The sequence below is a fragment of the Celerinatantimonas yamalensis genome (genome assembly GCF_046054155.1).
GTDB classification, from domain to species: Bacteria; Pseudomonadota; Gammaproteobacteria; order Enterobacterales; family Celerinatantimonadaceae; genus Celerinatantimonas; species Celerinatantimonas yamalensis.
In genome coordinates this window covers 79,195-92,481 of the sequence record NZ_JBEQCT010000003.1, presented here as the reverse complement: position 1 = coordinate 92,481, position 13,287 = coordinate 79,195, and the positions used below count along the sequence as shown (strand labels likewise).

Annotated in this window: 10 protein-coding genes; 5 read left to right on the top strand and 5 right to left on the bottom strand. The window is 44.4% G+C overall.

Annotated elements, in window-relative coordinates; translation table 11 throughout:
- Positions 1–107 precede the first annotated feature (107 nt).
- Both ABUE30_RS08390 and yfbR read left to right on the top strand, forming a co-directional pair.
- On the top strand, positions 108–1,325 hold the full coding sequence (locus tag ABUE30_RS08390; RefSeq protein ID WP_408623300.1) for a pyridoxal phosphate-dependent aminotransferase: 1,218 nt from the start codon (positions 108–110) through the stop codon (positions 1,323–1,325).
- A 5-nt stretch (positions 1,326–1,330) separates the two neighbouring features.
- Positions 1,331–1,927 carry a 5'-deoxynucleotidase gene (gene yfbR / locus ABUE30_RS08385; protein ID WP_408623299.1) on the top strand — a complete coding sequence of 199 codons (597 nt, stop codon included), beginning with the start codon at positions 1,331–1,333 and terminating at the stop codon, positions 1,925–1,927.
- 67 nt (positions 1,928–1,994) lie between these two features.
- On the opposite strand, the gene pseI is transcribed toward yfbR, so the two are convergent.
- From pseI to ABUE30_RS08365, 4 genes are all read right to left on the bottom strand, one after another.
- Positions 1,995–3,032 carry a pseudaminic acid synthase gene (pseI, locus tag ABUE30_RS08380; RefSeq protein ID WP_408623298.1) on the bottom strand — a complete coding sequence of 346 codons (1,038 nt, stop codon included), beginning with the start codon at positions 3,030–3,032 and terminating at the stop codon, positions 1,995–1,997.
- Between the two features lie 154 nt (positions 3,033–3,186).
- Positions 3,187–4,536 carry a sigma-54-dependent transcriptional regulator gene (locus ABUE30_RS08375; protein ID WP_408623297.1) on the bottom strand — a complete coding sequence of 450 codons (1,350 nt, stop codon included), beginning with the start codon at positions 4,534–4,536 and terminating at the stop codon, positions 3,187–3,189.
- Positions 4,537–4,540: 4 nt separating this feature from the next.
- Positions 4,541–5,575, bottom strand: a complete 1,035-nt coding sequence (locus ABUE30_RS08370) for a sensor histidine kinase (protein WP_408623296.1) — start codon at positions 5,573–5,575, stop codon at positions 4,541–4,543.
- A gap of 108 nt (positions 5,576–5,683) precedes the next feature.
- A complete protein-coding gene (locus ABUE30_RS08365) occupies positions 5,684–7,132 on the bottom strand; it encodes a sigma-54 dependent transcriptional regulator (RefSeq protein WP_408623295.1) in 1,449 nt (482 codons plus the stop codon).
- A gap of 528 nt (positions 7,133–7,660) precedes the next feature.
- Here ABUE30_RS08365 and pseB point away from each other — a divergent pair.
- Genes pseB through ABUE30_RS08350 form a run of 3 tightly spaced genes read left to right on the top strand, consistent with a single transcriptional unit; the run spans position 7,661 to position 10,232 of the window.
- Positions 7,661–8,644: a UDP-N-acetylglucosamine 4,6-dehydratase (inverting) gene (gene pseB, locus ABUE30_RS08360; protein WP_408623294.1), complete on the top strand. Its 984-nt coding sequence runs from the start codon at positions 7,661–7,663 to the stop codon at positions 8,642–8,644.
- A gap of 2 nt (positions 8,645–8,646) precedes the next feature.
- Positions 8,647–9,825, top strand: a complete 1,179-nt coding sequence (gene pseC, locus ABUE30_RS08355) for a UDP-4-amino-4,6-dideoxy-N-acetyl-beta-L-altrosamine transaminase (RefSeq protein WP_408623293.1) — start codon at positions 8,647–8,649, stop codon at positions 9,823–9,825.
- An 11-nt stretch (positions 9,826–9,836) separates the two neighbouring features.
- The gene (locus ABUE30_RS08350; RefSeq protein ID WP_408623292.1) at positions 9,837–10,232 is read left to right on the top strand and encodes a hypothetical protein; all 396 of its coding nucleotides are present in this window, start codon (positions 9,837–9,839) and stop codon (positions 10,230–10,232) included.
- Positions 10,233–10,452: 220 nt separating this feature from the next.
- Here the strand turns inward: ABUE30_RS08350 and ABUE30_RS08345 are convergent, their stop codons facing one another.
- On the bottom strand, positions 10,453–13,287 hold the full coding sequence (locus tag ABUE30_RS08345) for a motility associated factor glycosyltransferase family protein (RefSeq protein WP_408623290.1): 2,835 nt from the start codon (positions 13,285–13,287) through the stop codon (positions 10,453–10,455).

Genomic DNA, 13,287 nt, shown 5'->3' with positions numbered 1-13,287 from the left:
GCAAACTTAGGATTTCCTACTAAAGCTCAGACAAGGACTTGCAAGCATCCTTAAATCGCGCCTTAATAGGGTTCACCTGTTTAGTTATATTACCATTTGAAACAATCATGCAGCTAATTGAAAAATCAACAAAACTAGATTCCGTCTGCTACGATATCCGCGGTCCAGTCCTTGAACAAGCCAAGCGGTTAGAAGATGAAGGGCAACGGATCCTCAAATTAAACATCGGTAATCCAGCCCCATTTGGGTTTGAAGCACCCGAAGAGATCCTCATCGATGTGATCCGTAATCTTCCGACAGCACAAGGCTATAGTGATTCAAAGGGTCTGTATTCAGCTCGAAAAGCAGTGATGCAGCATTATCAAGCCATGGGATTACGCAGTGTCACTGTCGATGACATCTATCTTGGCAATGGCGTCAGTGAAATGATTGTGATGTCAGTCCAAGGGCTCCTCAATAATGGCGATGAAATGCTGGTTCCGGCTCCTGATTATCCACTTTGGACCGCAGCAGTCACGTTAGCCGGTGGCAAAGCTGTGCATTATACTTGTGACGAACAAGCGGGTTGGTTTCCTGATATTGATGATATCAAAGCGAAAGTATCCTCCCGCACGAAAGGAATTGTGGTGATTAACCCCAATAATCCAACTGGGGCAGTTTACAGCCGCGAGTTATTGATGCAAATCGTCGAAGTCGCTCGCCAACATAACTTGGTGATTTTTGCTGATGAAATTTACTCAAAAATCATCTATGACGAAGTGAATCATGTTCCACTGGCGACCTTAAGTGACGATCTATTAACACTGACATTCAATGGGTTATCGAAAGCCTATCGGATCTGTGGTTTTCGCTCGGGCTGGATGATGGTCAGTGGTGCCAAACAAGCCGCCAAAGATTTCATTGCTGGTTTAGATATTTTGGCATCCATGCGCTTATGCGCCAATGTTCCGGTGCAACATGCGATTCAAACCGCACTTGGGGGATATCAAACCATTGACGATCTAGTTGCTCCTGGCGGGCGTTTGTATGAACAACGAGAACTGGCTTATCAGATGCTCAACGATATTCCCGGTGTCAGTTGTGTCAAACCTCAAGGGGCGATGTACCTCTTCCCTAAATTAGATGTAAAAAAATTCAACATTCATGACGATCAACAATTTGCCTTAGATCTGTTGATGAAAGAAAAAATATTAATTGTCCAAGGTACTGGATTTAACTGGCCGCAACCGGATCACTTCCGTGTCGTCTTTTTGCCGCGTCAACGCGATTTAAAAGATGCGATTGACCGCTTAGAGCACTTTTTATCAAGCTATCGTCAGGCCTAAAAACAATGACTGACTTGCCTTTAAATAGCCACTTTTTAGCTCAGCTAGCACGCATGAAGCTGATTGAACGTTGGCCATTAATGCGCAGTCAGTTTCGTGAAAATGTTGCAGAACACAGCTTGATGGTCGCCATGGTAACGCATTTATTGGTTTCTATTGAAAATCGGCTTTTCCATGGCTCACTCGATAGCGGTCATGCTGTCTTGATGGCTCTCTATCACGACAGCAGCGAGGTGTTTACAGGCGATCTGCCAACCCCAGTCAAATATGCAAGTACTGCGCTGCGTGATGCCTATAAGGATCTCGAAGCGCAAGCCGAGCAGCGGCTACTGGCTCTGTTGCCAAAAGCGTTGCAAGTTGACTTTGATGCATTTCTACTGAGCCATAAAAAAGATGCGCATTATGAACATATTGTCAAAGATGCTGATGTGTTGTGCGCTTATATAAAATGCTTAGAAGAGTTATCTGCAGGAAATCAAGAGTTTATACAGGCCAAAGCGAAACTCGAACAAACGCTTCAAGAGCGAGCGCGCGCACCGTTAAATTACTTCATTCAGACCTTCTTACACAGCATGCGACTCTCTCTAGACGAGCTTAGCTAATCGCTACGATTATGATAAGACTTTGTCAAAAGATAAAGAATGTCAGTATGCCCCATCTTCCAATGATTTAAAGCATCGACCATTGGAGGGGGTGAGCACGTCTTAGCGCACTGCGTAATGGGCGACCAAGCAAGTGAGGTAGATGCCGAGGGGCAATGCCACCGCCAGGCCGAGCACTGCGTAGGTGCTTGGCCTCTAGCACTGTGCCTTGCGCTAAATCTTCGATTGCATAAAGAGCCCGCTGCGCTTGGGTTTGCTGTGGATAACTCACCTGCCCTAACGCTTGCTCAGTTTGACGAACCGCTTGAACCATCGCAGTAAACTCACTGGGGTCCAGCGAAAAAGCGCGATCAGCTGTTGGCAGTGATTTATCTAACATAAAGTGCTTTTCGATAAAACAAGCCCCGAGTGCGACTGCCGCAACCGGAACACTGATACCTAAGCTATGATCAGACAACCCAACGGGACAGCCCACCCAGTCGGCTAAATGTGTGATAGTTTTTAAATTCATCGACTCATAAGGAGCCGGATACGCGCTCGTGCACTTAAGCAAGCAAAGATTGGAGTTATGGTGCTCGGCCATGATCGTGACGGCCCGCTGAATGTCATCTAGTGCGGCCCCTCCCGTTGAGATAATGACTGGTTTTCCCGTTGCAGCCACCGCGTGTAGTAATGCAACATCGATGATCTCTGCAGAAGCAATTTTATAAGCTGGATAATCAAGCGATTCAAGAAGCTCAACGGCGCTTAAATCAAACGGTGAAGAAAATAGGGTAATCCCAACCTTTTGAGCTTCGACAAATAGCGGTTCATGCCACTGCCAAGGCATGGCAACCTGTTGATACAATTCATAAAGGGATTGTCCAGCCCACAGCCCATCTTTAAGCTGAAAGTGCTCGTCGCTGCAATCAAAGGTCAGAGTATCAGCGGTATAGGTCTGCAACTTCACCGCATCCGCCCCGGCCTCAGCGGCTGCATGAATAATCTCTTTGGCCCGACTAAGTTCCCCCCCATGATTGGTCGACATCTCAGCGACAATATATACGGGGTGGCCCTGACCAATCATCTTACTATCGAGTGCAAATGAGCATTTGCGTGAGTTCATCGTCATCCTAATCTCATATCACTATTTTTACCTGACTCACAAATTGACACGCGATCGTAAACCCCAAAAACACGTAACTTGGCTCAAGTCCCAGAACAGACATTGCTGTCTTTAAAAGATGACTGATCCAATGCAGTCTGATCGCATGCTAAACCTAAGCGGGTAATTTAATCCCATCTTCGCGCATTCGCGCTAATTTGTAGCGCAGAGTCCGGGGACTAATTCCGAGTCGCTCAGCGACTTCCTTACGTTTGCCACGACAGTTTTTGAGCATTTCAATGATGATCTGATTTTCCTGTTGCTTGAGTTCGCTGCCGAGTACCGGCGGAGTTGACTCAACAACGTCTATTGATGTCGCAGCGTCGATAGACGAACTGGTCAGTTCACCTTCAATCAACAGGTGACTATCATCGACCTCATCAACGGCAAGAATAATCGCTCGTTGGATCACATTGTCGAGCTCTCGCACATTACCCGGCCAACTATAACTTAATAGCTTTTGCTGCGCAGCCAACGTTAATCTCACGTCGGCTCGCCCGGCTAATTGCCCATGTTTGCTCAATAGATGATTGGCTAATGGTAAAATATCACCGGGACGCTGCGTGAGAGGCTTCCAAGTCAATGGGAAAACATTCAAACGATAATATAGATCTTCACGAAACTCACCATTCGCAACATACTGCTTCAAATTGCGGTTACTGGTGGCCAAGACTCGGACATTGAGTTTAATCATTTTACGACTACCCAAGCGCTCCACTTCCCGCTCTTGCAATACTCGTAATAATTTTGCTTGTAGCGCAAGCTCCATTTCACTGATTTCATCGAGTAAAATCGTGCCATTTTGGGCTTGTTCAAATTTGCCGGGACACCCTTGCACCGCTCCAGTAAATGCGCCTTTTTCATAGCCGAACAAGGTCGCTTCAAGCATATTTTCCGGAATGGCCGCACAATTGATCGCCACAAAGGGCTCATCACAACGTGGTGAATTATCATGGATATAACGAGCGAGTACCTCTTTACCCGCGCCACTTGGCCCACAAATCATCACTGAGGCTTCTGTTTGTGCGACTTTATCGGCCAAGCGTAATAGTTTTTCAGTACTGGGATCGCCAAAGACTGGCTGGCAAGTTTCCACTTTTTGGGCAGGCGCATAGCGGCCAACCTGATTGAGCAGTACTTCAGGGGAAAATGGCTTGGCAATATAATCGATAGCGCCTTGACGCATGGCTTGAACAGCTGAATCAATTCGCGCATAAGCGGTCATTAATAGCACTGGCAATTTAGGATACTTCACCTTAATACTTTGCAACAAATCCAGACCGCTAATACCATCCATTTGAACATCACTGATGACCAAATCGATGGCTTGCTCAGCGAGTAACAGCAGCGCTTGTTCACCGCTTTGCGCTTCTTCACACTGATAACCGGCCATCATTAATGTATCAATGAGAGCCTCGCGTAAACCTGAATCATCTTCGACTACTAAAATTCGTGATTGACTCATTAACTTAGCCTCCTACTGCTTGAAATTGAGTACATACTTGATACACAGGAAGACTCACTGTAAAGCAGCAACCCTGTCCCGGCCGAGAATCAACGGCAATCGAGCCGTTATGCGCCTGCACTACTGATTTGACCACCGCCAGCCCAAGACCGGTGCCATTTTGCTTGGTTGTGACAAACGGTTCAAACAGATGCTCACGCACGTCATCATCGAGCCCAGGGCCATCATCAACGACTGAAATTTGAACATATTGACCGTCAGTTCGTGCGTACAAACCAATAGTGGCATCTTTACAACTGGCGTGTACGGCATTATCCAGCAAGTTAGATAATGCTGATACCAAACTGTTGGTATTAGCCATAATCAAGACATCCGGTTCACAGTAGTCAATTTCCAAGTGCAGCTGTCGCTGTAAAATTTTGGCATCCATAGCACTTTGCATTTGGCTCAATAATGCGACCACCGACACTTTTTCAGCGAGAGGTTGTTCGCCATTACGAGCAAATAGCAACATATCATTGACTTGGTTTTCTAAATCAACCAGCCGCGCCATCATTTTACTTTGAAAACGTTGCCGTGATGAAATGGGTAAATTTTGATTAGCTAGATTAGACCCATATAGCATTGCTGCAGATAATGGAGTACGAATTTGATGAGCCAATGAGGCGACCATTCGCCCTAGCGCAGATAACTTTTCAAGCCGTGCTAGGCTGGCTTGAAGTTGACGTGTTGCTGTCACATCGGTCAACATAATCAACTGGCGATCCGATTCAACAAGTGTCGCTAGCGTCAATTGAACTAAACGACCATCAGGCAAAGAAAGCTCATGACCATCATCGGCCTTAGGGACAAACCGCTCCAGTGCAATATTTGACCAACGCACGCCTTCTAATTCTCCGCCGAGAAGTGTTTCAGCAGCAGGATTTGCTTTAGCAATAAACCCACGCTGATCTAACAGAATCAGCCCAGATGGCAACACATCAAACACTTGTGCGAGTTGATGTTCTGAAAATGACTGACGAATCAATGCTCTGGTCACGATGGCTGTCCTGTGTCAAAAATCTGTTCTTTGACAGAGAACAATCAAATTGTGTGCCAAGTTATCTTGTAACCATCAAACAACCATAACTTAATGAAAAATAAATAATTAATCTTTACTTAATTGATACTTTTTCATTTTTTCCACTAAAGTTGTTCGCCGCATGTGGAGTTGCTCCGCTGCGCGAGCTACCACGCCATCTTGCTGTTCCAATGCCTGACGAATTAAATCGACTTCAATTTCGCTGAGTACTTCTTTAAGGTTGAGTCCGTCATCGGGTAGTTTAGAGGCTAAATTACTGGCATCTGCTGCTGGCGGCTCAGCTGCTGCAGCTTTTTCGTCAATCTCATCGTTAAAGATGGCCAACAACGCATCCCGCTCGGATAAACAATCTTGAATGTTGGGCATGAAATCATCACCTTCAACATGTCGATATTTCGGTGGAAGATCCCGCACATCAATAATTTTATTGGGGTGCAAAATGATTAATCGTTCCACCAAATTCGACAGTTCGCGAATATTACCGGGCCAGCGATGCAACATTAATGATTCCACACTACGCTGAGTGAATCGAATTACTGCGCCATGTTGTTGCTGATGTCGCGTCACCAACTCTTGCAATAACAATGGAATATCATCACTACGATCGCGCAATGATGGCACTTCAATAGGAAAAACATTCAGGCGATAGAACAAATCTTCTCGAAATTTACCATCAGCAATCATTGTTTCTAAATTGCGATGTGTTGCAGCAATAATGCGCACATTGGCCTGTAACACACGGTTTCCTCCAACACGCTCGAACACCCGCTCTTGGATCACCCGTAACAATTTTACTTGCATCGGCATCGGCATATCACCGATCTCATCTAAAAATAAGGTGCCACTTTCGGCTAACTCGAAACGACCTTTACGCGCAGCAAAAGCACCAGTAAATGCTCCCTTTTCATGGCCAAAGAGTTCGCTCTCCAATAACTCAGCGGGAATAGCGCCGCAATTAATCGGCACAAAGGGCCCTTCTTTGCGATCAGATTGTTCATGAACGGCTCGAGCAACCACCTCTTTACCTGTTCCTGATTCACCTAAGATCAATACATTAGCACGAGTATGTGCAACCTGATCGATCAAATGACGGATATCTTGGATCGCTACACATTTACCTATCAAGTCTGCTGATAGACGCGGGATAGTCTGTGCATCGTGATGCAGTTGACTCAAATAGGTCTGCGCACGATGCAATAATTGGGTCAACTGATCATAGCTAAATGGCTCATTGAGCGAACCTAAAAAATTGCCATAGTCAGTCCCTGGATTCTCTTGATCAATGTGTCCAATCGTCATTAATGGCAATAATGGAAAATTCTGCGCAATGTGCTCTAATAGATTTAGCTGGCCATTAGCTATCAATATCGGATTGGTGGTCGATAAAACGATATCAGATAATTCATGTTGCTCGCAGCAACGGCTTTGCTTTCCGATAAAATTGAGCACAGTCACTAGTGCTTCCGCTCGTTGTTTGTTGTCATCGCAAACTAAGATGGTCGAACTTAAATCCATTCCATGCCTCTGATCGAAAATAACTAATCAATTATTGTTAGTCCTTTTAGGACACCAAATTTTAGTCATGCGTCAAAATATAGCAAGCCTCTAAAGACAATGGTGACAAAATACTGACACCCCGCCCACTATTAAGTAAAGAGTCAACAATATAATATATAACACAACTAACGAAACTATCATGCCACCAAAAAATTTGATCGCAGCATGGGGAAAGAGGCAGACGAGGACTTCGAGTAGGATTACTAAGCCCAAGTATGCTAAAGATTGCTTGCTGTTACCTCATCACTTTTCAAATAGTGGTTAAAATACGCACAAAACACTGAGACAAAACGATGTTCTGGCACTTTTTATCTAATTATTACATCAATATCTAATATATTTACAAAAATAGGCATAATATCTGCTTATTATATCCATTCAAATACGACTCGCTGCGATGCATTCGGCTACCCCTATCAGCATTAAATAATGCTAGAATTGTCATTTTGCTGTATCGAGCCATCTATAGAGTTTAGGACAGCTAACATGTTTAATGGAAAACAGATTTTAATTACCGGAGGAACCGGTTCATTTGGCCAGAAATTTGTTAAGAAGCTGCTAGCCGATTATCAACCCAAGCGTGTCGTGATCTATTCACGCGACGAGCTCAAACAATATGAGATGCAACAGCTGTTTGGACAAAGTTGCATGCGTTATTTTATTGGGGATGTACGTGATCGCGAGCGTCTAACACAGGCAATGCGCGGCATCGATTATGTCATCCATGCCGCGGCGTTAAAACAAGTTCCTGCCGCTGAATACAACCCCATGGAATGCATAAAAACCAACATTAACGGCGCCGAAAATGTCATTCATGCCGCGTTAGCCAATCAAGTTCATAAAGTTATCGCGTTATCGACCGACAAAGCTGCCAATCCGATTAATTTATATGGAGCAACCAAGCTTGCCAGCGATAAGTTATTTGTGGCAGCAAACAATATGGTCGGCGCAATTCAAACGAGTTTTAGTGTGGTACGCTATGGCAATGTAGTCGGTTCTCGTGGTTCAGTTGTTCCGTTTTTTAAGAAACTCATCGAACGAGGTGAAACATCACTGCCAATCACCCATGCTGATATGACACGCTTTTGGATCACTCTTGAGCAAGGCGTTCAGTTTGTCGTTGATAATTTTAAACGGATGCATGGTGGCGAAATCTTTGTGCCCAAAATTCCTTCCGTACGTATCATTGATCTGGCTAAAGCCCTAGCGCCTGAACTGAGCACTCATATTATTGGCATTCGCCCCGGCGAAAAACTGCATGAGGTGATGGTCCCCGCTGACGATTCATATCACAGCTACGAGTTTGATGATCACTTTGTGATTGCCCCAAGTATCTCTTTTAATAGCCGTCAAAATAATTTTGAAACCAATGCCTGTCAGCAACAAGGCCGTCAGGTGGATATCGGCTTTTCTTATAATTCGTTAGATAATCCGCATTATTTAACAGTTGATGAAATCCATAATTACTAATCATGAAGCATGCAATTTATTACGGCAAACAAACGATTACCGCAGAGGATATTAGCGCGGTTAGCGATGTTTTACACAGCGATCGCCTAACACAGGGGTCCGCGGTTGAAAACTTTGAGAAAGCCTTAGCCCAATGCGTTCAAGCCCAATATGCCGTTGCTTGCAGTAATGGCACCACGGCGCTGCATTTAGCTTGTTTAGGATTAGGTATTACGGCTGGCGATACGGTGTGGGTTTCTGCGGTGAGTTTCGTTGCCACAGCTAACTGTGCTCGCTACTGCGGTGCTGATGTAAAGTTTATTGATATTGACCCTGCCACTGGTAACATTGCTACCTCAGCACTTGCCAATATGTTGGCTCAAGCTGAGCAACAGCAAAAACTCCCAAAAGCGATTATTGTCGTGCATTTGGGGGGCAATAGCTGTGATATGCGTACAGTTGCTAGGTTATGCCAACCACATGACATAGCCATCATCGAAGATAGTTGCCATGCACTGGGAAGCACCTACCAAGGTCAACCCATTGGAAGTTGTCAATACAGCGACTGCTGCGTATTTAGCTTCCATCCGGTTAAATCAATTACAACCGCGGAAGGTGGGATGCTCACCTGCAATGATCAACAATTAGCGTTAAGAATACGCTTATTCGCAAGCCATGGGATCACCAAAGATAATACGCAATGGCAGCAAAAAACAGCGGCGCCATGGTATTATGAACAACAACTACTTGGTTACAATTACCGTTTATCTGACTTGCAAGCCGCTTTAGGTCTGTCACAACTTCAGCGTTTAAACCAATTTATTGATGCTCGGCAGCAGATAGCGGCGCGATATCAGCAAGCGTTTAGCTCGTATCTTCCCATGCAAACACTCATTCCAAACAGTCAATCGGCCTACCATTTAGCTTTGATCCGCTGCCCAAATACAAACGTGCGTAGCGCGATTTACCAGGCGCTGGCTGCACAACACATATTTTGTCAATTTCACTATATCCCTATCTATCGACAGCCCTATTATCAAGCACTCAATGCAAACAATTACGCTGATTATCCTGGCGCGGAAGAGCATTATCTACATGCTCTGTCATTACCGATTTATCCAACCTTGAGTACTGCCGACCAGCAACGTATCATAACTATAGTTTGTATGGTGCTTGATACCCATCTGCAACTGACCAACTAATTGAGGACACTATGGATCCTGCCAATATTTCCGAATTAATGCGGGCATCTGCTGCAGATGCTGTTCACTTTGCCGAGGAACAACAGATCACGACGCTTGACTATAGCATCTCAAGTCTTGCTGACGTGGAGTTGTTACTCATACCCCTTCGATCCGACTCTATCAATGACAAAATGTTGTTTACATTGTCATATATGTTCGGTGCTTATATGGGAGAAATATTTATCCAAAATTATGGTGGGCACTGGTTTCATCAAGAAGAGCAAGGCGGTGAACCACCGCAAACCTTTGTGATCCGTGATCCATACAGCTATGCCTTTCCGGGAATTGTCTATCAGTATTTGATCAATAACGAACAATATTCACTGGTCGACTATTTTCAGAAGATCCATCAGCAATATAGTTAAGCAATATAAGATCCTTTTTTAAGCATTCGTCATCCTTGCCATGCCTGTTCATGGCAAGTCGCATCGTTATCTTAAAATATGTCACTGCCTTATTTTTCATCACTAACCATACGCTCTGAGCCATTTTACCTTTGCACTGAAATGTCATTAGCGCATTAAAGCGTCCTGAAATACGCCGCCTACATTGCATAAATGCAGAACTTACATTTACGCTGCATGCTTAAAAATCAAGCCCAGGTGTTTGGTCAAACGAGCCTTGATGCACAGTATAGTGCTGGCGAATTGCCCGCAAATAATCTTGCCAGATAACTTTGCCTTGCTCATAGCGATGCATGCATAACTGTTGGTCTTCACCTGAGAAAGCCAAGCGGGTAAGATAAGTTAAGCAAGAATTCATTGAACCGCGCATCAGTACAAAAAATAGTGAATGGTAGTTACTAGCCGCTGAACCTAATACCGCCATCTGCTGAGTAAGCTGAGCTAACACAGCTTGCCAGCTAGCACAAGGTTGCTCAAGTATATCCAATAGGCTATCAATGTATGAGTCAAACTGACTGTCACTAAACCAGTCATTCAGACAAGTCGCGATCTGGTTAGTTTGGGTATCATACGCTGTCGCTAACAGTTGCTGGCGAAAATGGGCCTTGTCTAAAGGCTCATTGAGAATTAATAACTGGTCAAGCCGTAGCGGTGTAGTGCCCTGAATCAATGAACCATCACTGGTGTTATAACAATCTACCCCCACATATTCTGCCAACGTTTTTTCGATGATTTCGGCTGAATACCTAAATTCATACTTAGTAAACACATAATCATCAAAGTTGCCAGGAACTCGCAGACCAACGCCATGCTGCGCATAGTCATAGATCTCTGAGCCATCTTGCTCTTTAAAATAAGCAGACTGTTGGCTATGGTGATAGCGAGGATCTTTAAAACCTAAATCAACACCGAACAGATAAATCTGCTTAAAACCTAGCGCTAACGTATAAGCAACTGCACAATTAGAGACGGTTGGATAAGAATAGAGAATATCCTGATAACTGCTCCCTTCACTATTAGCTAACAGATGTGCGAGCGTTGCAGCTTCACCACGCTTAAAGCACAATAATGTCTGGCGGAACAAGTCTGAAACATCAGGATGGACACCATTAACGGTTAACAAATCAATCTGTTTCAGCCACTGCTTATCGGGCACTTGGCAGATCCAATGATAGGTAGAGCGGGTTTGCTCAACCTCAGCGTGAAAATCCGGGCGAATACCATACTGGTACAGCGCTTTTAAACTAGTACCACACGAGATAATAATGGCGCGATCTTGATATTCTCGCAATGCCTCAACCGCACCATCTAAAGATGGACCATTACCGACAATGAAAACAGGTATCTGTGCAAGTTCTTGCTGAAACCTATGATCTCGTTGGGTACGTAAATAAGGGCGATTTTGCGCAAAAGATTCACGTGTATGGGTTAAATTATAAAAAGCATGATCATAATATTCGCTAATATTGAGCAGAATTTTAAAGTGCTCTCGAGTCTGGCGAATATGCTGATCAAACTCGCTTTGATAGTAGCTAACATAAAAAAATGTATACGAGAGAATATGGATACCGCTATAGCTCAGACGAGTTAAAATATCATCCACCATATTCTCGCCATTATCACCAATATTCAGATAAAGATTAGCTTGGCGTTCATCAAGTGATGTGAGAATACGTTGCCAATCGATGAGTATCAAACTCGCGTAAAAATAATCACTATTGGGTTCGTAGATAATTAAATTATCTACTTCATGGTCGTTTACAAGCGCTTGTAGTTGATACCCTAACGCACAGCCATACATCAAAAATGATGGAAGCTTGCGCGGCAGTTGCTGAAAACTTTCCTGGGGGAGTTCTTGCACCAGCGCTTTGAGCTTGTCTGAATAGTCATAGTGCAAATAAGGGCTACTTTTACGCGCGCCATTTCGAGCATCCAGTGCATCTAATCTTGGATGTTTTCCATAATGACGTAAATACTCCAAACTCTCCTGCTCAGCATCATCTAAAAATAAACTATTCCCCTGCTCTATATCAATCACATTCCAGCTGGTTTCTCCACTTTGAAATAATACCCAGCGTTTAGCTTGATAGGAGGCAAACGAATCGGCAATCTCCGGTAAAAATTGCCGGAAAGCGCGACAATTCGCATCAAAATAGCCACTATTACAAGGCGCTCTAGTGACATCTAAATAATGGTTGAGTGAAAATGAAAACTCATAATAACGATCCTGCTTCGAATCCCGTGATGCTAACGAGGTCAATTTTTGCCAATGGACTCGCCCCAAGGCCAAATCCATCTCAATCCGACAAAACAGTGGGTATTGATAGTGACGAAATACGTGAAAACTCTGCGCAGGTTGGTCTATCAACCACTGCTGTAACTGAGGCAAATTATCGCTACCTTCGTGACCGGCAATAATCGTCAAATCAATATGATGAAACTGGCAGTAGTGTAAAAATGTATGCCATGGCCCACTTATCATTGATGCTTTTAATAAATCAAACTGTGGCTCCACGATCACTATCGATTGCCATTGGCTACTCTGAGCCAGTGCCAATAAGTGATGACCCAACCCACAACCAAGCACCACCAGAGCCTCTCCGGGTGTTACATCTAAGGACACATAACGCTGTTCAATACCTGGGAATATGTCACGCACGTTCTGAGCATTTTCACGCTGCGGTGTAATCTGGCTATAATCTTGGCGTTTATCAATACATAGTGCATGGCGGCAAAAATCAGCGACTTGACGAGCAACGTACTCAGGAGGGACAACAGGGTATAACGCCCGAGCTCGGCTAACATGCATTACGTTAATATACTTCTTACGTGTCACAAATGGCGCGAATGCCACGGCAAGGTGCTGCTTAATTTTTTCCGCCAACGCCTCATCCACTTGAGCAAGAGCCGCAAGATTGAGCTGCTGGCGCTTTAATAACACAGGGGCAAGTTGTGCTTCATTAGCCTGTTGGCGGGCTTCATCAGAACAGAGTTGATAATCGATAGCATTCAGCAT